Genomic DNA, 21,771 nt, shown 5'->3' with positions numbered 1-21,771 from the left:
GCACAAGAAATTCACGTGCCAACTGGTTTGTGACACAGCTGTTTCGATGCGGGAGCTATGTCTGGTTTGTCACCTCAGGAGCTCCACCTCGGCCAACTGCCCTTCCCGGGCGGGCACCAGACGATAGCTCGTGTACGAACCCGGCGCCGCGACCGTGAACACCCGCGTCTGCCGGTCCCAGGCGAAGGACTCGTCCGTCCGCCGGTCGACGTCGAGCCATGTCCTGCCGTCCGTCGAACCCTGGAGGACCCAGGACGACGGCGCCGCGCTCCGGGCTCCCGACGTCAGGGTGTACTGCACCGCCCGGGTCTCCGACGCCACCGGCAGATCCAGCGAGGTGAACGCCGCCGATGTCGCCGAGGTGTCGTCGAAGAGAGCGCCGGCGCCGGTGATCGCGTCCGTGCGCGGCGACGGCACCTTGTCGTCGCGGGTGATCGAGACCGGGCCCGCCTGCGCGCCCGTGCCCCAGGCCGAAGGACTCGGACCCATGTCGAACTTCAGCGTGCCGCCCTTCGCGAGCAGGTCGTGCGGGAGCGCCGTGGAGTTCCAGCGCTCGCCGTTCACCTTCACGCCCCGCACATAGAGGTTCCGCGCGCTGTTGCGCGGTGCCTCGACGACCAGCGTGCGGCCGTTGTCCATGTGGACGGTCGCCTTGGTGAAGAGCGGCGAGCCGATCGCGTACTCCCCGCTGCCCATCACCAGCGGGTAGAAGCCGAGCGCGGAGAAGAGGTACCAGGCCGACTGCTCGCCGTTGTCCTCGTCGCCGTGGTAGCCCTGCCCGATCTCGCTGCCGGTGTAGAGCCGGGAGAGCACCTCGCGGACCTTCTCCTGCGTCTTCCACGGCTGCCCGGCCGCGTTGTACATGTACGGGACGTGGTGGGCGACTTGGTTGGAGTGGCCGTACATGCCCATCCGGACGTCCCGCGCCTCGGTCATCTCGTGGATGACGCTGCCGTACGAGCCGGTGAACTCCGGGCTCGCCGTCTCCGGGGTGGAGAAGTACGTGTCCAGCTTCTCGCCCAGGGCCCGGCGCCCGCCGTAGAGGTTGGCCAGGCCGCGCGAGTCCTGCGGGGCGGTGAAGGCGTACCCCCAGCCGTTGGTCTCGGTGTAGTCGTGACCCCAGATCCTCGGGTCGTACCGCTCCGAGGGCACCCGCCAGTCGCCCCGGAGGTCGCGGCCCTGGAAGAAGCCGGCCTTCGCGTCGAAGAGGGAGACGTACTTCTGGGCGCGGGAGAGGAAGTACGCCGCCTCCTCCCGGTACCGCTTCTTGCCGGTCCTCTCGTGCAGCGCCTCGGCCATCTTCGCGATGCCGTAGTCGTTGAGGTAACCCTCCAGGGACCAGGACAGGCCCTCGTGGGTCTCGGTCGACGCGTAGCCGAGGAAGGGAGAGGTCTCCATGCCCTTGCGGCCCACGCCCCGGCTCGGCGGGACGACGGTCGCGTTCTTCAGCGCGGCCTCGTACGCCGCCTCCGCGTCGAAGTCGACGCCCTTGACGTAGGCGTCGGCGAACGCGACATCGGAGGAGGTGCCGGTCATCAGGTCGGCGTAGCCGGGCGAGGACCAGCGGGAGATCCAGCCGCCGTCCTTGTACTGCTGGACGAAACCGTCGACCAGCTCGCCCGCCTTCTTCGGCGTCAGGAAGGAGTAGGCGGGCCAGGTCGTGCGGTAGGTGTCCCAGAAGCCGTTGTTGACGTACACCTTCCCGTCGACGATCTTCGAGCCGGTACGGGTCGGGGTGTCGGCGCCCACGGCGGGGGAGAACGGGCTGGCGTACCGGTGCTCCGTCCCCACCTTCTCGAAGCCGGAGTTCGGGTAGAGGTAGAGCCGGTAGAGGCTGGAGTAGAGGGTCACCAGCTGGTCGTGGCTCGCGCCCTCGACCTCCACCCGTCCGAGGACCGCGTCCCACGCGTCCTGCGCCCGCTCCCTCACCTGCTCGAAGCCGGCGCCTTCTGGGATCTCGTCGGCCAGGTTCGCCTTCGCCTGGTCGACGGAGATGAGCGAGGTCGCGATCCGCAGGGTGACCGTGCGGTCCGCGCCCGCGTCGAAGCGGAGGTGGCCCTTGACGCCCTGTGCGCCGGAGGCGGTGACGGGCGCGTCGAAGACGCCGTACACGAACATCCGGCCGGCGCCGGTGGACAGGCCGCTCTTGACGTCGGAGTAGCCGGTGAAGGAGCCGTTCGCCGCGTCGAGGGTCAGCCCGCCCTCCTCGGTGACGTTGTCGAGGATCACGCTCGCGTCCTCACCCGGATAGGTGAAGCGCATCATCGCCGCGTGGTCGGTCGGCGTCATCTCGGCCTTCAGGCCGTTCTCGAACGTGACGCCGTAGTGGTGCGGCCTGGCCGTCTCGTTCTCGTGGCGGAAGGCGAGGGCCCGCCGCACCCGGTCGGTCACCGGAGCGCCGGCCGCCGCCGACGGCATCACCTGGAAGGTCTGCCGGTCGCCCATCCAGGGGCTCGGCTCATGGCTGGCGGCGAAGGCCTGCAGGGTCGGCAGATTGTCCGCGTTGTTGGCGCGGGCGTACTCGTACAGCCAGCTCTTGGACGCGGAGTTGGTCACCGGCGTCCAGAAGTTGAAGCCGTGCGGGACAGCCGTCGCGGGAAAGGTGTTACCGCGCGAGAAGGAGCCGCTCGAGTGGGTGCCCCGGGTGGTGGAGGCGTAGTCGGAGAGCCGGTCGAGCCGCTGCTCGGGCGCCTTCGGCCGCAGGACGACGTCGTCGATCCAGCCCTGGAACTTCGCCGGGCCCTTCGGGGAGTCGTACGCCACCAGGATCCGGTCCACGGTCTTCCCGGCCGCGACCGCGCCGATCCGCGCACCGACCTGGTTCCACTGGTTGACGTAGAGCCGCTTGGCCGCGCCCTGACCCTGCGGTGTGAGCAGCCCGCCGTGGGAGTCGGTGGCCCGCAGGTCACTCAGATAGGTGCCGTCGGTGAAGGCGAGGTCCACCGACACGTTCGTGGCCGGGTAGTTCAGGTCCGTCTCGGGGAGGGAGGGGAAGACCCGGTAGGAGAGCTCGGTGTTCCGCACGACGGCCGTGTGCACGTCGAAGATCTTGTTGTACGAGTACGCCCGGCCGTCGGCCCTGTGCGTCCCGGCGTAGCGCAGCGCCCGCTTGCCGGTGAAACCGGCGTTCGCCTTGGCGGTGGGGGAGCCGCCCGGTCCCCGGTCGACATGGCTGCGCATCTCCGGCGGTACGGGAGCGGAGGTGTCACCGTTCGAGAACTGAACATCCGCCAGTTGGGTCAGGCCCGCACCACCATTTCCGGTGATCTCCAGCCGGTAGTGGGCGTACGCCGTCTCGGCGGCGAAGTCGTACTGCTTCGTCTCGAAGCGCTTGGCGAAGCTCTGGCCCTCCCGGGTGTCGAGGACCTTCCACTCCTTGCCGTCCGCCGACCCCTTCAGGGTCCAGTCGCGCGGATCGCGCTCGGCGGCGTCGTTCGCCGAAGTCAGCGCGTACGTCACCACCTTGACCGGCTCGTCGAGGTCGAACTCGATCCAGGCGGTCGGTTCGAACACCAGCCACTTGGTGCCGGGCTGGAGGTCGACCAGGTTCTCCTTGGTCTCGCCGGCGCTCGCGTGCTCGCCGCTGGCGCGCACCTCCACCACTCTGTCGGTGACGTTGCCGGGTATCCCGCTGGAGAAGCCGCCGTCGACGCCCGACGAACGGGTGGCGCCGTCCGGACCGACGTCCACCGTGTCGCGCCAGGTCGGCTGGGTCTCGTCCGCCTCGAAGGAGGTGGCGAACTCGCGGTCCGGCCGCCCGGACTCGGCGGGAAGGGCGAGGGACGGGGACGGCGTCCCTGTCACGATGAGGGCGGCGGCCGCGAGCAGGGCGGCCGCCGGTACAGCTGCGTGCGGTGTCCGTGGGGATCGGGATTGGGGTCGGGGTCTGGGTCCGGGTCCGGGGCGAAGTCGGGCCTGCATTCGGTGTCGTCACTCCCGCCGCTCGTCATTAGACAACGTTGTCAATTCAAACGCGCAGGGACCAGTAGGAGTCCAAGTGGCGCCACGTGTCAAGGGTGTTCACGGCGAGTTGGGGAAGAAACCCGCGACAGGGCGGGGGAGAAACCGGGGCAGATGCGGCGCGGATATCCCCGAGGTCTCAACTAGGGAAAGACTGCCGTCGAAACCGGCTTTCGATCTTGCCCCGTTGACGAGAAGTGGACTATACCTGTCGGCGCACGACCCAAGCTGCATTCGAATGCGGTGGCGGGGCCCTTCGCCTGAGGCGAGAGTACGGGCGACCGGTACACCGCCTGAGTCCTGAATGAAGGCGAGGACTTGAGCATGGGATCCACCTCCGCGCACACCTCCGAGGGCCTCGGCCGCCGCGATCTGATCAAGCGCTCCGCCGCTCTCGGTCTGATCTCGGTGCCGACGATGAGTTTCCTGTCGGCCTGCGCCAGCAGCGACAGCGGCGGCGGCGAAAAGGTCGCGAAGGGAACCAAGACCGCGAAGAACCCGCTCGGCGTGAACGAGTCGGCTCCGCTGGACTTCGTCCTCTTCGACGGCGGTTTCGGGCAGCAGTACGCCAAGGACGCGGTGAAGGTCTACGAGACCACCTATCCGAACGCCAAGGTCAAGTTCACCGCCACCCAGAAGATCACCACCGAGCTGCAGCCGCGGTTCAACGGCGGCAACCCGCCGGACCTGATCGACAACTCCGGCGCCGAGCAGATGGACATGGGCGTCCTGGTCGGCCAGAAGCAGCTTGCCGACCTCACCCCGCTGCTCGACGCGGCCTCCATCGACGACCCGAACAAGAAGGTCCGCGACACGCTCCGCCCGGGCATCGTGGAGATGGGCCAGTTCGACGGCGACCCGGTCTGGATCCTGTACTACGCGTACACCGTCTATGGCGTCTGGTACTCGCAGAAGCTGCTCGACTCCCTCGACGCGAAGTACCCCGAGACGTGGGACGAGATGCTGGCCGTCTGCGAGAAGGCCAAGAAGAAGGGCATCGCCGGCTGGACCTACGCCGGCAAGCACCCGTACTACGTCCCCTTCTCGCTCTACCCGATGATCGGCAAGGTCGGCGGCCGCGAGGTCCTCGACGCGATCGACAACCTGGAGCCGAAGGCCTGGGAGCACCCGGCCGTCAAGACCTGCTTCGAGGCGTACTACGAGCTCCAGCGCAAGGGCTACATCCTCCAGGGCACGCCCGGTCTCGACCACATCCAGTCGCAGACCGCCTGGACCGAGGGCAAGGCACTCTTCATCCCGAACGGTTCGTGGGTGGAGAACGAGGCCGCGAAGACCATGCCCGCGGACTTCAACCTCGCCGTCTCGGCGCCGACCGGCATCGACTCGTCCGACAAGATGCCGTTCGGCACCATCTGGGCCTCCGGCGGCGAGCCGTTCATCGTCCCGGCGAAGGCGAAGAACGTCGAGGGCGGCATGGAGCAGCTGCGCATCATGCTCAGCGAGGCCTCCTCGAAGAACTTCACCCAGTCCGTGAAGTCGCTGACCGCGTTCAACGGCGGCACCGACGGCATCGAGCTGACCCCGGGTCTGAAGTCGGGCGTCGCCGCCCTCGACAAGGCCGGCCAGAATGTCGTCAACCCGCGCCTGCAGGACTGGTATGTGGCGCTTCAGAAGGAGAAGATCGGAGTCGCCGGCATCGGCGAGATGATGGCCGGTCGCGCGACCCCGGCCGAGACGATCAAGAAGATCCAGAAGTTCGCCGACGAGGCGGCCAAGGACTCCTCCATCAAGCACTACAAGCACCAGTGAGCTCTGCCGGGGCCCCTTCCCGCCGACCGGGAGCGGGCCCCGGCCCCCTGCGTACGGCACACACGCGGCGTACGGCACACACGCCACGGCGCACCGCAGGCACGCCACGCACGGCACCAGCGGCTTTTCCGCGGGAAGATCGGGGTCGGTAGGAATGCAACACGGCAAGTACCGTTTCATCGTGGGGTTCCTGGCGATCCCCCTGGCCATGTACGCGTTGTTCGTCGTATGGCCCTTCATCCAGTCCATCTATTACTCGTTCACGGACTGGAGCGGTCTCAGCCCCGATTTCCAGATGGTCGGGTTCGACAACTACAGCCGGATGCTGGAGGACGACGTCTTCTGGAAGTCGCTGCAGCACAGCCTGACCTTCGCGGTCGTGCTGCCGCTGGTGACCGTGGGTCTGGCGCTGTTCTTCGCGTTCATGCTCAATGTCGGCGGTCGGCGCCGCAGGGGAGCGGCCGTCGCCGGTGTGCGCGGCTCAGCCTTCTACAAGATCGTGTACTTCTTCCCGCAGGTGCTGTCCATCGCGATCGTGGCGCTGCTCTTCCAGTTCGCGTACAACCCCAACAGCGGCGCCATCAACTCCGTACTGAAGGGAGTCGGGCTCGGCAGCGTCCAGCCGGACTGGCTGGGCGACCCGGACCTGGCCCTGATCTGTGTGATGGTCGTCCTGGTCTGGTCGACGGTCGGCTTCTTCGTGGTCCTCTTCTCGGCGGGCATGGCCTCCATCCCCAAGGACTTCTACGAAGCGGCGCTGCTCGACGGCGCCAACCGGATCACCACCTTCTTCAAGATCACCCTGCCGCTGCTCTGGGACACCGTGCAGTCCGGCTGGATCTACATGGGCATCCTGGCGCTGGGCGCGGAGTCCTTCGCCGTCGTCCAGATCATGACGGTGGGCCCCAACGGCGGCGGCCCGGACTACTCCACGATCGTCATGCCGCTGTACGTCTACCAGAAGGCCTTCCGGGACGGTCAGGCCGCCTACGCGACGACGATCGGTGTCGCCCTGCTCGTGGTCACGCTCGCCTTCGCGGCCGTCGTGATGCGGTTCGGCCGGCGCGAGCGGCTGGAGTACTGATGCCGTGTCCTCCCGGGGGACGCCCCCCGGACCACCCGCACCTGTGTCCTCCCGGGGGACAGCCCCCGGACCCCCGGCAGCAAAGCAGCTCGGTCGCGGTGGCCGGCACGACAGCACGAGGTGACCTCCGGTGAAAGCCATTGACACCCCTCCCGCCGGCTCGGCACTGCCGGAGCCGCCGGAGCCCGACGACGCGCAGGTGACGAAGACCGCGCCCGCCGCGCCGCGCAAGGAGAGCAAGGCCGAGGGCGCGACCCTCAACGTCTTCTCGCACGGCATCCTCGTCCTCTGGGCGATCATGGTGATCATGCCGCTGCTCTGGGCGGTCATGACCTCCTTCAAGACGGACCGGGCGATCTTCACCTCTCCCTGGGCGCTGCCGGACAGACTGCACTTCGAGAACTGGTCGCGCGCCTGGACCGAGGCGCACATGAGCGACTACTTCCTCAATACCGTCCTGGTGGTGGGCGGTTCGCTCGTCGGCACACTGCTCTTCGGGTCCATGGCGGCCTACGTCCTGGCCCGCTTCGACTTCCCGGGCAACCGCTTCATCTACTTCCTCTTCATCGGCGGGATGAGCTTCCCGATCATCCTCGCGCTGGTGCCGCTCTTCTACGTGCTGCAGAACATGGCCCTGCTCAACACGCTGCACGGGCTGATCCTGGTCTACATCGCGTACTCGCTGCCGTTCACCGTCTTCTTCCTGACGGCCTTCTTCCGCACCCTGCCGACCTCGGTGGCGGAAGCGGCCTTCATGGACGGCGCCTCGCACACCCGTACGTTCTTCCAGGTGATGCTGCCGATGGCCAAGCCCGGCCTGATCAGCGTCGGGATCTTCAACTTCCTCGGGCAGTGGAACCAGTACCTCCTGCCCACCGTGCTGAACACGGAGCAGGAGAAGAAGGTCCTCTCGCAGGGCCTGGTCCAGCTCGCGGTGAGCCAGGGCTACAAGGGCGACTGGTCGGGACTCTTCGCCGGCCTCGTCATGGCCATGCTGCCGGTGCTCGCCGCGTACATCATCTTCCAGCGACAGGTGGTGGCCGGCCTGACGGCGGGCGCGGTCAAGTAGGACCCCTCAGTCGGCACGCCCCCTCAGGCGACACCGACCCAGCAGCAAGGCCCCGGCGGGAGCTCCCGCCGGGGCCTTCCGCATGCCCGGCCACCGGGCTCATCCGAGCCCCGCCCCGCTCAAGGTCTTGACGGGGAACACCCCGAAAGAGTCATCTTAGAGTTCACAAGTTGGAGAACCGCAGGCGGGAGTGGATGAGTCGATGGAGACTCCGGGGTCGCAGACGTCTCTGCACAGGGCCAATCTCGAGCGGGTCGTGCGCGCCGTGCGCATGGCCGGCTCGCTCACCCAGGCGGAGATCGCCCGTGCGACGGGCCTGTCGGCCGCCACGGTGTCCAACATCGTGCGGGAGCTGAAGGACGGCGGGACGGTCGACGTCACGCCGACCTCCGCGGGCGGCCGCCGGGCCCGCAGCGTCTCGCTCGCCGGGGACGCCGGCATCGTGATCGGCGTCGACTTCGGCCACACCCACCTGCGGATCGCCGTCGGCAACCTCGCCCACCAGGTCCTCGCCGAGGAGTCCGAGCCGCTGGACGTCGACGCCTCCGCCGCGGAGGGCTTCGACCGGGCGGAACAGCTGGTCAAGCGGCTGATCGCGGCCACCGGCATCGGTCAGGACAAGGTCATCGGCGTCGGCCTCGGCGTGCCGGGACCCATCGACGTCTCCTCGGGCACGCTCGGCTCCACCTCGATCCTGCCGGGCTGGAGCGGCATCAACCCCGCCGACGAGCTCTCCGGCCGCCTCGGTGTGCCCGTGTACGTCGACAACGACGCCAACCTCGGCGCGCTCGGCGAGCTCGTCTGGGGCAGCGGGCGCGGGGTCAAGGACCTGGCGTACATCAAGGTCGCCAGCGGCGTGGGCGCGGGCCTCGTCATCGACGGACGCGTCTACCGCGGCCCCGGCGGCACGGCCGGCGAGATCGGCCACATCACGCTCGACGAGTCAGGCCCTGTCTGCCGGTGCGGCAACCGCGGCTGCCTGGAGACCTTCACCGCGGCCCGCTACGTCCTGCCGCTGCTCCAGCCCAGCCACGGCGCCGATCTGACCATGGAGCGGGTCGTCCAGCTGGCCCGCGAGGGCGACCCCGGCTGCCGCCGGGTGGTCGCCGACGTCGGCCGGCACATCGGCAGCGGTATCGCCAACCTCTGCAACCTGCTCAACCCCAGCCGCGTGGTGCTCGGCGGCGACCTCGCCGAGGCCGGTGAGCTGGTGCTCTCGCCGATCCGCGACTCGGTCTCGCGGTACGCCATCCCCAGCGCCGCCCGGCAGCTCTCGCTGGCCCCCGGTGCGCTCGGCGGCCGGGCCGAGGTGCTCGGCGCGCTGGCCCTCGTCCTGAGCGAGATGGGCGATTCGACCCTGTTGGAGAGCGCCCTTCCCAGCCCGTCGCCCGCCGCTGCCCGTGCCGCGACGCCTGCCTTCACTTAGATAACGGATGGCACCGTTGTCATCTCGTTAAGGATTTACTCCTTGACGTCGGGGGTGCGGCCGAGTTGACTTCCAGCCACCTCGGCCGCAATGTCGCGGCCTCGTCAGGGAGGCAACCCCAACATGAACGCAGTGACGCGTCGCATCGTCATAGGCACGGCCGCGGTTTCGATGGCCCTCTCCGTGGCCGCCTGTGGCAAGGCGGGCGACAGCGACTCGGGTAGCGGGAACGGCGGAGACGGCAAGACCATCGGTCTGCTGCTTCCGGAGAACAAGACCACGCGTTACGAGACCTTCGACCGCCCGATCATCGAGGCGAAGATCAAGGCCCTCTGCTCGGACTGCGAGGTCAAGTACAACAACGCCGCGCAGGACACCGAGACGCAGAAGAAGCAGTTCGACGCGCTGGTGACGCAGGGCGTGAAGGTCATCATCCTGGACTCGGTCGACTACAAGGCCACCAAGACCTGGGTCCAGCAGGCCGAGAAGAAGGGCGTCAAGGTCGTCGCGTACGACCGTCTGGCCGAGGGCCCGATCGCCGCCTACGTCAGCTACGACAACGAGAAGATCGGCCGCCTGCAGGGCGAGGGCCTCGTGAAGGCGCTCGGCGACAAGGCCAAGGACGCCAACGTTGTCATGATCAACGGCTCGCCGACCGACCCCAACGCCCCGCTGTTCAAGAAGGGCGCCCACAGCGTCCTCGACACGCAGGTCAAGAAGGTCGTCTACGAGCAGGACATCCCGGACTGGTCCCCGGACGAGGCCAACAAGAAGATGGGCGCCGCCATCGACTCCCTCGGTGAGAACGGCTTCCAGGGCGTCTACTCGGCCAACGACGGCATGGCCGGCGGCATCATCACCGCCCTCTCCAAGCAGGGCATCAAGGTCCCGGTCGGCGGCCAGGACGCCGAGCTCGCGGGCCTGCAGCGCATCCTGAAGGGCGACCAGGCCTTCACGATCTACAAGCAGATCAAGCCGGAGGCCGAGACCACCGCCGAGATCGCGGTCCGCCTGCTCAAGGGCGAGAAGATCGACGACCTGGTCCCCACCAAGGTCACGAGCCTGACCGGCGAGTTCAAGGACATCCCGGCCAAGCTGTACGACGCGCAGATCGTCACCAAGTCCGACATCGCCGGCACGATCATCAAGGACGGCGTCTACAAGGCCGCCGACATCTGCACCGCCGAGTACAAGGCGGCCTGCGAGGCGGCGGGCATCAAGTAACGACCCCCGCTGCCGGTACGGCCGTTCGGACTCGACCGAGCTCCTCCGAACGGCCACCCCGGTCCGGTCCGGCGCCACCCCGCCCCGTTCAACGCCCCGCAAGCGGGGGCGGGGCGCCGGACTCCTCTCACAGCCAGCCCCCCTCTGTGCTCTTCGCACCACCATCCCCGCCGGTCAGGCGGCGAAGGAGATGATTCACGTGTCCGCTACGCCCGTGCTGGCGTTGCGCGGAGTCTCCAAGCGGTTCGGCGCCGTCCAGGTGCTCACCGACGTTGAACTGGAGATCCACGCCGGTGAGGTGGTCGCCCTGGTCGGCGACAACGGCGCCGGCAAGTCGACCCTCGTCAAGACGATCTCGGGTGTCCACCCGATCGACGAGGGCGTCATCGAGTGGGACGGCCGTCCCGTCCAGATCACCAAGCCGCACGACGCCCAGAACCTCGGAGTCGCCACCGTCTACCAGGACCTGGCGCTCTGCGACAACCTCGACGTCGTCGCCAACCTCTTCCTCGGCAGCGAGCTGCGCTCCGCGTCCGTCCTCGACGAGATCGCGATGGAGAAGCGCGCCAAGGAGCTCCTGGACACGCTGTCCATTCGCATCCCCAGCGTCCGCATCCCGGTCGCGGCCCTCTCCGGCGGACAGCGTCAGGTCGTCGCCATCGCCCGCGCCCTGATCGGCGACCCGAAGATCGTCATCCTGGACGAGCCGACCGCCGCCCTCGGCGTCGAGCAGACCGCACAGGTGCTCGACCTCGTGGAGCGGCTGCGCGAGCGCGGCCACGGAGTCATCCTCATCAGCCACAACATGGCCGACGTGCGCGCCGTCGCGGACCGGGTCGCGGTCCTGCGCCTGGGCCGCAACAACGGCGACTTCAAGGTCGCCGACACCAGCCACGAGACGATCATCGCCGCCATCACCGGTGCCACGGACAACGCCGTGACCCGTCGGCAGGCCCGTACGGCCTCGGTAGCGGCCACGAAGGAGGACGCGAAGTGAGCGACCTCGCCAAGACCCCCGAGCCCGAGGCCACGCCGGCCCCGGCCACCACCGCCCCGGCCACCGAGCCCACGGCGGCCGAGAGCGCCGAGGCCACCACCGCCCCGGCCCCCGAGGCCGCGACGGCCGCGGCCGCCTCCGCCGCGCCCATCCCCGCCGTCGACCCGCGTCTGCTGGTCCGCGAGGAGGGCCTCAAGGGCTACTGGACCGAGTTCACCCGCAAGATCCGCGGCGGCGAGCTCGGCTCCCTGCCCGTCGTCCTCGGCCTGATCGTCATCGGACTCGTCTTCCAGGTCCAGAACAGCAACTTCCTCTCCGCGAGCTCCGTCGCCAACATCGCGGTCTACTCCTCCGGCCTCGGCATCATGGCCGTCGGCATCGTCTTCGTCCTCATCCTGGGCGAGATCGACCTCTCGATGGGCTCGGTCGCCGGCGTCGGCGCCGCCGTCTGGGCCGTGCTCAACGTCACCAACGGCGTGAGCGACCTGCTGTCGGTCGTGCTCGCCGTGGTCTCCGGCCTCCTCATCGGCCTGCTGCACGGCTTCTTCTTCGCCAAGATCGGCGTCCCCGCCTTCGTGGTCACCCTCGCCGGCTTCCTCGGCTGGAGCGGCCTGCAGATCTGGCTGATGGGCAAGGAGGGCTCGATCAACGCCCCCTCCGGCTCGATCGTGGAGAACCTCACGGCGTACTACTTCGAGGACAAGGCCGCCGCCTACGGCCTCGCCCTCGTCGCGGTCCTCGCCTACGCGGGCTCGCTGCTCCTCGACGCCAAGCGCCGCAAGGCCGCGGCCCTGCCGTCCCGCCCCGTCAGCGAGATCGTGCTGCGCACGGCCGTCGTCGCGACCCTCTGCTTCGTCGTCGCCTACGTCCTGAACGAGCCCGAGGGCGCCCGCGGCCTGCCGCTCGCCCTGGTCCTCTTCCTGGCCGTCCTGGTGATCGCCGACTTCGTCGCCCGCCGCACCCTCTTCGGCCGCAAGGTCTTCGCGGTCGGCGGCAACGCCGAGGCGGCCCGCCGCGCCGGCATCAACGTCGACCGCATCCGGATCCTGGTCTTCGGCGTCTCCGGCATGCTCGCCGCCTTCGGCGGCCTCTTCGTGGCCAGCCTCTCCGGCGGCGCCACCAAGAGCCTCGGCAGCGGCAACACGCTGATGCTCGTCATCGCGGCGGCCGTCATCGGCGGCACCAGCCTCTTCGGCGGCCGCGGCAAGGTCTGGTCGGCGCTCCTCGGCATGATCGTCATCCAGTCGATCCAGCAGGGCCTGAACATGATCGGCATGGCCAACGAGATCCAGTACATGATCACCGGCGCGGTGCTGCTCGCCGCCGTCGTGATCGACTCCATCTCGCGACGCACCCAGAAGACCGCGGGTCGCGCGTAAGGAACCCCACAGTGCCCGGCGCCGGAGAACCGGCGCCGGGCACTGCTGCGTCTGGCCCTGTGTACCCCACACGAGGGACGCGGAACCGGCCGCCCGATGACGGCGGCCACCGGCGGAACATTAGACTCGACAAATCGGCAAGCTCGACCAGCTCAATGGCAAGGAGGCACGGGTGGCATTGCTGACCCGTATCAGGGGACCGCGCGATCTGGACCGGCTCTCCCCGGAGCAGCTGGAACAGCTGGCCGAGGAGATCAGGACGTTTCTCGTGGACGCCGTCTCCAAGACCGGCGGCCACCTCGGCCCGAACCTCGGCGTGGTCGAGCTGACCATCGCCCTGCACCGCGTCTTCGACTCCCCGAAGGACAAGGTCCTCTGGGACACCGGCCACCAGAGCTACGTCCACAAGCTGCTCACCGGCCGTCAGGACTTCTCCAAGCTCAAGATGAAGGGCGGCCTGTCCGGCTACCCCTCGCAGGCCGAGTCCGAGCACGACATCATCGAGAACTCGCACGCCTCCACGGTCCTCGGCTGGGCCGACGGCCTCGCCAAGGCCAACGAGGTGCTGAAGAAGGACGACCACGTCGTCGCCGTCATCGGCGACGGAGCCCTCACGGGCGGCATGGCCTGGGAGGCGCTGAACAACATCGCCGCCGCCAAGGACCGCCCGCTGGTCATCGTCGTCAACGACAACGAACGCTCGTACGCCCCCACGATCGGCGGCCTCGCCAACCACCTGGCCACCCTCCGTACCACCGACGGCTACGAACGCTTCCTCGCCCGCGGCAAGGACATCCTGGAGCGCACCCCCGTCGTCGGGAAGCCGCTCTACGAGACTTTGCACGGCGCCAAGAAGGGCCTGAAGGACTTCATCGCGCCCCAGGGCATGTTCGAGGACCTCGGCCTGAAGTACGTCGGCCCCATCGACGGCCACGACATCGAGGCCCTGGAGTCCGCCCTGACGCGCGCCAAGCGCTTCGGCGGCCCCGTGATCGTCCACTGCCTCACCGAGAAGGGCCGCGGCTACCAGCCGGCCCTGGCCGACGAGGCCGACCGCTTCCACGCCGTCGGCAAGATCCACCCCGACACCGGCCTGCCGATCGCCTCCTCCGGCGCCGACTGGACCTCGGTCTTCGGCGAGGAGATGGTCAAGCTCGGCAAGGAGCGCGAGGACATCGTCGCCATCACGGCGGCCATGCTCCAGCCCGTCGGCCTCGACAGGTTCGCCAAGGCATTCCCCGAGCGGGTGTACGACGTCGGCATCGCCGAGCAGCACGCCGCCGTCTCCGCCGCCGGCCTCGCCACGGGCGGTCTGCACCCCGTCTTCGCGGTGTACGCGACCTTCCTCAACCGCGCCTTCGACCAGGTCCTGATGGACGTGGCCCTGCACAAGTGCGGCGTCACCTTCGTCCTGGACCGCGCGGGCGTCACCGGCACCGACGGCGCCTCCCACAACGGCATGTGGGACATGTCGATCCTCCAGGTCGTCCCCGGCCTGCGGCTCGCCGCCCCGCGCGACGCCGACCAGGTCCGCGCCCAGCTGCGCGAGGCCGTCGAGGTCACCGACGCCCCGACCGTCGTCCGCTTCTCCAAGGGCGCCGTCGGCCCCGCCGTACCCGCCCTGCGCCGGATCGGCGGCATGGACGTCCTGCGCCAACCGGGCAGCGACCGGCCCGACGTGCTCCTGGTCTCGGTCGGCGCGCTCGCGCCGATGTGCCTGGAGATCGCCGACCTCCTCGACAAGCAGGGCATCACCACCACCGTCGTCGACCCCCGCTGGGTCAAGCCGGTCGACGAGGCCATGGCACCCCTCGCCGAGCAGCACCGGGTCGTCGTCACGGTCGAGGACAACAGCCGCGTCGGCGGTGTCGGCTCGGCCGTCGCGCAGTCCCTGCGCGACGCGGGAGTGGACGTACCGCTGCGCGACTTCGGCATTCCGCCGCGCTTCCTGGACCACGCCTCCCGCAAGGAGGTCATGGCCGAGATCGGGCTGACCGCCCCGGACATCGCCCGCCAGGTCACCGGCCTCGTCTCGCGCCTGGACGGCCGGTACGAGGACAGCAGCCAGGCCGTGGAGCCCGCGCGCGACTGACCCGCGCCCCGCGACACACGCGCCACGCGCACCGGTGACGGAGTGTCACCATTGGGCCGGTCGGACCACCTTACGGGGTGGCCGACCGGTCCTTTCGTGTGAAACACCGTTTCCGGGGCAGGCGGGAACCCCGAACCCTCTCGATCATGGGTCCTGTGACCGACGGCACGGAGGTACGACGGTGAGCACGGACCAGCAGCCGCCACAGGCGAGCACCGGCATGTTCCGGACCAAGACGGTCGAGCAGTCGATCCGCGACACGGAAGAACCCGAACACGCACTCAGGAAGTCCCTCTCCGCGTGGGACCTGACCGTCTTCGGCGTCGGCGTCATCATCGGCACCGGCATCTTCGTGCTCACGGGCAAGGTGGCCAAGGAGAACGCCGGCCCGGCGACGGCGCTGGCCTTCGTCGCCGCGGGCATCGTCTGCGCGCTCGCGGCGCTCTGCTACGCCGAGTTCGCCTCGACGGTCCCCGTCGCCGGATCGGCGTACACCTTCGCGTACGCCTCCCTCGGCGAACTGCCCGCCTGGATCATCGGCTGGGACCTCGTCCTGGAGTTCGCGCTGGGCACCGCCGTCGTCGCGGTCGGCTGGTCCGGCTACGTCCGCTCCCTGATGGACAACGTCGGCTGGCATCTACCAGCGGCGCTGGAAGGACCCGACGTCGCCGACGGCGTCTTCGACGTCCTCGCCTTCCTGCTCGTCCTGGTCCTGACCGTGATCCTCGTCCTCGGCATGAAGCTCTCCGCCCGGATCACCGCGCTCGTCGTCGCCATCAAGGTGACCGTGGTCATGATCGTGATCGTCGCCGGTCTCTTCTTCATCGTCGGCGACAACTACTCGCCGTTCATCCCCGACCCCGTGACACCGCCCGCCGGCTCGGGCTGGGACGCCCCGCTGGTCCAGACGATCTTCGGTTACGAGCCCACCAACTTCGGCGTCATGGGCATCTTCACCGCCGCCTCCGTCGTCTTCTTCGCCTTCATCGGCTTCGACGTGGTGGCCACCGCCGCCGAGGAGACCAAGGTCCCGCAGCGCGACATGCCCCGCGGCATCCTGGGCTCGCTCTTCATCTGCACGGTGCTCTACGTCGCCGTCGCGCTGGTCGTGACCGGCATGCAGCACTACAGCCAACTGTCGGTGAGCGCCCCGCTCGCCGACGCCTTCAAGGCCACCGGCCACCCCTTCTACGCCGGTGTGATCAGCTTCGGCGCCGCCGTCGGTCTCACCACCGTCTGCCTCATCCTGCTGCTCGGCCAGACGCGCGTGTTCTTCGCGATGAGCCGCGACGGCCTCCTGCCGCGCTTCTTCTCCGTCACCCACCCGCGCTTCAGGACCCCGTACCGGCCGACCATCCTGCTCGGCGTGGTCATCGCGATCGTCGCCGGCTTCACCAGCATCGAGGAGCTGGCGACCCTGGTGAACATCGGAACGCTCTTCGCCTTCGTCGTCGTGGCCTTCGGCGTGATGGTGCTGCGCCGCTCCCGCCCCGACCTGCCCCGCGCCTTCCGCACCCCGTGGGTGCCGGTGCTCCCGATCGCGTCCATCGCCGCGTCGGTCTGGCTGATGCTCAACCTGCCGGGCGAGACCTGGTTCCGCTTCGCCGTCTGGATGGCCGTCGGCATCGTCGTCTACTTCCTGTACGGCCGCCGCAACAGCCGCCTCGGCAAGGCCGGCCCCAACGCGCTCTATTAGGGGGTGGCCCGCAGGGCGCGGGGGCCCACGCAGCGGGCTCCGTGCTCGCTCACCCTGTGCCGCAGCTCCCGGTCGGCCGTGACCACCAGGCACGGCCGACCGGCCGCGTTCCGGGCCAGCTCCACGATCAGGTCGTCGCCGCTGCCGGGCGCCTCCTCGACCCGTACCCCCGGCACGGACGCGACGCCCCGGGCCGCGCCCTCGACGACCAGGACGACCTCGAAGGGGCCGCCCTCCAAGGCCGGCCCGGTCACCAGCCGGTCCCGCAGCCGCTCGGCGGCCCCGCGCCGGTCGCGCCACCACCCGTCGGGCACGGAACCGACGACATTGGCGCCGTCGACGATCAGAAGAGGCAGATCCACACGATCCCTACGGTCCATGGCGCCAGGATGTCAGCCGCCGGTGGCGGGGGACTTCTTCGCCGACGCGGGGATCGGCGCGTCCTCACGGATCGCCTTCCAGAGCCGGGAGGCGTTCGGCTCGGCGGCGACGACCCGGTTCGGGTCCTGCTTGTCGTACGCGACCGGCAGCATGATCGTCTCCATGGAGTTCGGGTCGACGCCGTTCATCGACCGCGCGAAGTCGCTGAGCGCGGTCAGCGAGGCGAGCCCGGAGTCGGTGGTGAGCGCCTTCGTCGCCGAGTCGGCGATCTTGTACGTCTTGGCGGGGCTGCCCAGCAGGTCCTGCTTCTTCACCTCGCCGAGCAGGGCCATGAGGAACTTCTGCTGGTTGCCGATCCGCCCGAGGTCGCTGCCGTCCTTGACGCCGTACCGGGTCCGTACGTACGCGAGGGACTGGGTGCCGTTCAGACGCTGCGGGCCGGCCGCCAGGTCGAGCCCGCCGGGGCCGTTCTCGATGGGCTCGTCGATGTCGACGGTGACGCCGCCGATCGCGTCGACCAGCTCCTTGAAACCGGAGAAGTCGATCTCCAGGTAGTGGTCGAGCCGGATGCCCGACATCTTCTCGACCGTCTTCACCACACAGGCCGGACCGTACTGCGCGTACACGGAGTTGAACATCACCCGCCGCGCGGACGGCGCCGTGCCGCCGCCGGACTTCTGGCACTCGGGCCGGGTGACGAGCGTGTCGCGCGGGATGCTGATCGCGGTGGCCCGGGTCCGGCCCTCGGGTATGTGCACCACGAGCGCGGTGTCCGAGCGGGCGCCGGAGACCTTCCCGCCGTCCAGGGCCGCGTTGGCGCCGGCCCGCGAGTCGGAGCCGAGCACGAGCAGGTTCTGGCCGGCCGTCGGCAGCCGCGGCGGACGGTCGTCACCGAGCGCCTTGTCCAGGTCGACGGCCTTGATGTTGCCGTCGATGCGGGAGTACGTCCAGTACGCGGTGGCACCGGCCGCCACCACGGCGACCAGCAGCGTCCAGAGCAGAGCGCGCCGGACGCGCTGCCCGCGGGTGCGGGGTCTGCGCCGGGAGGCACGGGAGCGGGCCGGGGTCGAGTTCTCCGTCATGGTTGCGCACTATAGACAGGCTTTCGACTCCCGTTCGGCGTACGGGACTTCACGGCCGCCCGAAGGCCGGCGGCCCCGGCACCAGGAAGAGGTGCCGGGGCCGCCGGTCGTGCGTGCGGTGGTGGTTACGCGGGGACGCTTGCCACGCCCTGGGGCAGGAAGCGCTTCCCGTTCACCCGCTCCGAGACGCCCTCACGGTCCAGGTACGGCGTGATGCCGCCCAGGTGGAAGGGCCAGCCCGCGCCCGTGATCAGGCAGAGGTCGATGTCCTGCGCCTCGGCGACGACACCCTCCTGAAGCATCAGGCCGATCTCCTGCGCGACCGCGTCGAGGACACGGTCCCGGACCTGCTGCTCGGTCAGGACGACATCGCCCTGCTTGAGGAGCGCGGCGACCTCGGGGTCCAGCTCCGGCTTGCCGGAGTCGTAGACGTAGAAGCCGCGCTTGCCCGCCTTGACGACGGCGGCGAGGTTCGGGGAGACCTTGAAGCGGTCCGGGAACGCCTTGTTGAGCGTCTCCGAGACGTGCAGACCGATCGCCGGGCCGACCAGCTCCAGGAGCACCAGCGGCGACATCGGCAGACCGAGCGGCTCGATGGCCTTCTCGGCCGTCTCGACCGGGGTGCCCTCGTCGATGACGTTCTGGATCTCGCCCATGAAGCGGGTCAGGATGCGGTTCACGACGAACGCCGGGGCGTCCTTGGTGAGGACCGCGGTCTTCTTCAGCTTCTTCGCCACGCCGAAGGCGGTGGCGAGCGAGGCGTCGTCCGTCTGCTCGCCGCGCACGATCTCCAGGAGCGGGAGGATCGCGACCGGGTTGAAGAAGTGGAAGCCGACCACGCGCTCCGGGTGCTGGAGCTTGGAGGCCATCTCCGAGACGGAGAGCGAGGAGGTGTTGGTGGCGAGGATCGCGTGCGCCGGGGCGACCGCCTCGACCTCCGCGAACACCTTCTGCTTGACGGACATCTCCTCGAACACGGCCTCGATGACGAAGTCCGCGTCCGCGAAGCCCTCGGCCTTGTCCAGGACACCGGAGACGAGGCCCTTGAGACGGTTGGCCTTGTCCTGGTTGATCCGGCCCTTGCCGAGCAGCTTCTCGATCTCGGCGTGGACGTAGCCCACACCCTTGTCGACCCGCTCCTGGTCGATGTCGGTCAGGACGACCGGCACCTCCAGGCGGCGCAGGAAGAGCAGGGCCAGCTGGGAGGCCATCAGACCGGCGCCGACGACACCGACCTTGGTGACCGGGCGGGCCAGCGACTTGTCCGGGGCACCGGCCGGGCGCTTGGCCCGCTTCTGCACCAGGTTGAAGGCGTAGATGCCGGCCCGCAGCTCGCCGCCCATGATCAGGTCCGCGAGGGCCTGGTCCTCGGCGTCGAAGCCCTTCTGCAGGTCGCCGTCCTTGGACGCCTCGATGATGTCCAGGGCGCGGTAGGCGGCCGGGGCGGCGCCGTGCACCTTGGAGTCGGCGATGAACCGGCCCTTGGCGACGGCCTGGTCCCAGCCCTCACCGCGGTCGATCTCGGGACGCTCGACCGTGACGGTCCCGTTGAGGACGGAGGCCGTCCAGATCAGCGACTGCTCCAGGAAGTCGGCGCCCTCGAAGATGGCGTCGGCGATGCCGAGCTCGAAGACCTGCGCGCCCTTGAGCTGACGGTTCTGGTTCAGCGAGTTCTCGATGATGACCGAGACGGCCTTGTCGGCACCGATCAGGTTCGGCAGGATCGTGCAGCCGCCCCAGCCGGGGACCAGACCGAGGAAGACCTCGGGCAGCGAGAAGGCCGGCAGGGCCTTGGAGACGGTGCGGTAGGTGCAGTGCAGACCGACCTCGACACCGCCGCCCATCGCCGCGCCGTTGTAGTACGCGAAGGTCGGCACGGCGAGCGCGGAGAGGCGCTTGAAGACGTCGTGGCCGCCCTTGCCGATGGCGAGCGCGTCCTCGTGGCGCTTCAGCAGCTCGACACCCTTGAGGTCGGCGCCGACGGCGAAGATGAACGGCTTGCCGGTGATGCCGACACCGACGATGGCGCCCTCGGACGCCTCCTTCTCGACCTGGTCGATGGCCAGGTTGAGGTTGGCCAGCGACTGCGGGCCGAAGGTGGTCGGCTTGGTGTGGTCGAAGCCGTTGTCCAGCGTGATCAGCGCGAACCGGCCCGCACCCGCGGGCAGTTCGAAGTGCCGTACGTGGGCGCTGGTGACGACCTCGTCCGGGAACAGCTCGGCCGCACCCTTCAAAAGCTCAGCGGTGGTGCTCACTTGCTGCCTCCGGCGTCCTTGTGGTTCGGGTTCTCCCAGATGACCGTGGCGCCCATGCCGAAGCCGACGCACATGGTGGTGAGGCCGTAGCGGACCTCCGGCTGCTCCTCGAACTGGCGGGCCAGCTGCGTCATCAGACGCACGCCGGAGGAGGCCAGCGGGTGACCGTAGGCGATCGCGCCGCCGTACTGGTTGACGCGGGCGTCGTCGTCGGCGATGCCGTAGTGCTCCAGGAACGCGAGGACCTGGACGGCGAAGGCCTCGTTGATCTCGAAGAGGTTGATGTCCTCGATCGACAGACCGGCCTTCGCGAGGGCCTTCTCGGTCGCCGGGATCGGGCCGTAGCCCATGACCTCGGGCTCGACGCCGGCGAAGGCGTACGAGACGAGGCGCATCTTCACCGGGAGGTCGTTCTCGCGGGCGAAGTCCTCGGAGGCGATGATCGAGGCGGTGGCGCCGTCGTTGAGACCGGCCGCGTTACCGGCGGTGACGTTGCCGTGGACGCGGAACGGCGTCTTCAGGCCGGCCAGCGACTCCAGGGTCGTGCCCGGGCGCATCGGCTCGTCGGCGGTGACCAGGCCCCAGCCGGTCTCGCCGGCCTCGGGGGAGGTGCGGCGGACCGAGACCGGCACCAGGTCCTGCTGGATCTTGCCGTCGGCGTACGCCTTGGCGGCCTTCTCCTGCGAGCGCACGGCGTACTCGTCGGCGCGCCGCTTGGTGATGCTCGGGTAGCGGTCGTGCAGGTTCTCGGCGGTCATGCCCATGAACAGGGCGGACTCGTCGACGAGCTTCTCCGACACGAAGCGCGGGTTCGGGTCGACGCCCTCGCCCATGGGGTGGCGGCCCATGTGCTCGACACCACCGGCGATGACGGCGTCGTACGCGCCGAAGGCGATCGAACCGGCGACGCTGGTCACGGCGGTGAGGGCGCCGGCGCACATGCGGTCGATGGAGTAGCCCGGGACGGACTGCGGCAGCCCGGCGAGGATGCCGGCGGTGCGGCCGAGGGTGAGGCCCTGGTCACCGATCTGCGTGGTCGCGGCGATGGCGACCTCGTCGATCTTCGCGGGGTCGAGGCCGGGGTTGCGCCGCAGCAGCTCCCGGATGGCCTTCACGACGAGATCGTCGGCGCGGGTCTCGTGGTAGATGCCCTTCGGGCCCGCCTTGCCGAACGGGGTGCGGACGCCGTCGACGAAGACGACGTCCCTGACGGTACGAGGCACGATGGCTCTCCTCCAGGTGCGGGATGGCACTGCACTGCTGCGGCGCACGCCTAAGCGCGCGCTTGCTTCCCCCATGCTACTTGTGGGTAACCAGGCTGCCCAGCCCTTGGGGCCCAAGCGGCGAAGGTCACAC

The 21,771-nt window shown here is 69.2% G+C and carries 14 protein-coding genes; 9 read left to right on the top strand and 5 right to left on the bottom strand.

The window, feature by feature from the left end; translation table 11 throughout:
• Positions 1 to 69 precede the first annotated feature (69 nt).
• The gene (locus ACF06X_RS10060; protein ID WP_392286730.1) at positions 70 to 3,921 is read right to left on the bottom strand and encodes a GH92 family glycosyl hydrolase; all 3,852 of its coding nucleotides are present in this window, start codon (positions 3,919 to 3,921) and stop codon (positions 70 to 72) included.
• A gap of 363 nt (positions 3,922 to 4,284) precedes the next feature.
• Here ACF06X_RS10060 and ngcE point away from each other — a divergent pair, with 363 nt between their 5' ends.
• The 9 genes from ngcE to ACF06X_RS10015 all read left to right on the top strand — a co-directional run bounded on the left by ngcE (position 4,285) and on the right by ACF06X_RS10015 (position 16,697).
• Positions 4,285 to 5,730 (top strand): N-acetylglucosamine/diacetylchitobiose ABC transporter substrate-binding protein, encoded by a 1,446-nt coding sequence (gene ngcE, locus ACF06X_RS10055; RefSeq protein WP_392286729.1) that lies wholly within the window; start codon positions 4,285 to 4,287, stop codon positions 5,728 to 5,730.
• A gap of 154 nt (positions 5,731 to 5,884) precedes the next feature.
• Positions 5,885 to 6,814 (top strand): carbohydrate ABC transporter permease, encoded by a 930-nt coding sequence (locus ACF06X_RS10050; RefSeq protein ID WP_392286728.1) that lies wholly within the window; start codon positions 5,885 to 5,887, stop codon positions 6,812 to 6,814.
• A 139-nt stretch (positions 6,815 to 6,953) separates the two neighbouring features.
• Positions 6,954 to 7,883: a carbohydrate ABC transporter permease gene (locus tag ACF06X_RS10045; RefSeq protein WP_392286914.1), complete on the top strand. Its 930-nt coding sequence runs from the start codon at positions 6,954 to 6,956 to the stop codon at positions 7,881 to 7,883.
• A 202-nt stretch (positions 7,884 to 8,085) separates the two neighbouring features.
• On the top strand, positions 8,086 to 9,309 hold the full coding sequence (locus tag ACF06X_RS10040; RefSeq protein WP_392286727.1) for an ROK family protein: 1,224 nt from the start codon (positions 8,086 to 8,088) through the stop codon (positions 9,307 to 9,309).
• Positions 9,310 to 9,432: 123 nt separating this feature from the next.
• Positions 9,433 to 10,533 carry a substrate-binding domain-containing protein gene (locus tag ACF06X_RS10035; RefSeq protein WP_392286726.1) on the top strand — a complete coding sequence of 367 codons (1,101 nt, stop codon included), beginning with the start codon at positions 9,433 to 9,435 and terminating at the stop codon, positions 10,531 to 10,533.
• A gap of 190 nt (positions 10,534 to 10,723) precedes the next feature.
• A complete protein-coding gene (locus ACF06X_RS10030) occupies positions 10,724 to 11,530 on the top strand; it encodes an ATP-binding cassette domain-containing protein (RefSeq protein ID WP_392286725.1) in 807 nt (268 codons plus the stop codon).
• Entirely contained in the window at positions 11,527 to 12,909 is a 1,383-nt protein-coding gene (locus ACF06X_RS10025) for a sugar ABC transporter permease (RefSeq protein WP_392286724.1), read from the top strand. The genes ACF06X_RS10030 and ACF06X_RS10025 overlap by 4 nt, the downstream gene beginning before the upstream one ends.
• A gap of 172 nt (positions 12,910 to 13,081) precedes the next feature.
• The gene (dxs, locus tag ACF06X_RS10020) at positions 13,082 to 15,001 is read left to right on the top strand and encodes a 1-deoxy-D-xylulose-5-phosphate synthase (protein ID WP_392286723.1); all 1,920 of its coding nucleotides are present in this window, start codon (positions 13,082 to 13,084) and stop codon (positions 14,999 to 15,001) included.
• A gap of 220 nt (positions 15,002 to 15,221) precedes the next feature.
• Complete coding sequence (locus tag ACF06X_RS10015) at positions 15,222 to 16,697, top strand: amino acid permease (RefSeq protein WP_392286913.1); 1,476 nt, start codon at positions 15,222 to 15,224, stop codon at positions 16,695 to 16,697.
• Here ACF06X_RS10015 and ACF06X_RS10010 read toward each other — a convergent pair.
• The 4 genes from ACF06X_RS10010 to ACF06X_RS09995 all read right to left on the bottom strand — a co-directional run bounded on the left by ACF06X_RS10010 (position 16,694) and on the right by ACF06X_RS09995 (position 21,638).
• Entirely contained in the window at positions 16,694 to 17,077 is a 384-nt protein-coding gene (locus ACF06X_RS10010; RefSeq protein WP_392286722.1) for an NTP pyrophosphohydrolase, read from the bottom strand. The two genes, ACF06X_RS10015 and ACF06X_RS10010, sit on opposite strands and share 4 nt — an antisense overlap.
• 12 nt (positions 17,078 to 17,089) lie before the next feature.
• Entirely contained in the window at positions 17,090 to 18,160 is a 1,071-nt protein-coding gene (locus tag ACF06X_RS10005; RefSeq protein WP_392286721.1) for an LCP family protein, read from the bottom strand.
• Positions 18,161 to 18,285: 125 nt separating this feature from the next.
• Positions 18,286 to 20,415 carry a 3-hydroxyacyl-CoA dehydrogenase NAD-binding domain-containing protein gene (locus ACF06X_RS10000; RefSeq protein ID WP_392286720.1) on the bottom strand — a complete coding sequence of 710 codons (2,130 nt, stop codon included), beginning with the start codon at positions 20,413 to 20,415 and terminating at the stop codon, positions 18,286 to 18,288.
• Positions 20,412 to 21,638, bottom strand: a complete 1,227-nt coding sequence (locus tag ACF06X_RS09995; protein ID WP_392286719.1) for a thiolase family protein — start codon at positions 21,636 to 21,638, stop codon at positions 20,412 to 20,414. Before ACF06X_RS09995 ends, ACF06X_RS10000 begins: the two co-directional genes overlap by 4 nt.
• Positions 21,639 to 21,771 lie beyond the last annotated feature (133 nt).

The sequence above is a fragment of the Streptomyces sp. NPDC015346 genome (genome assembly GCF_043078785.1).
Lineage (GTDB): Bacteria > Actinomycetota > Actinomycetes > Streptomycetales > Streptomycetaceae > Streptomyces.
Note: the sequence above shows the minus strand (reverse complement) of the source record. Positions and strands in the feature narration are given on the sequence as shown.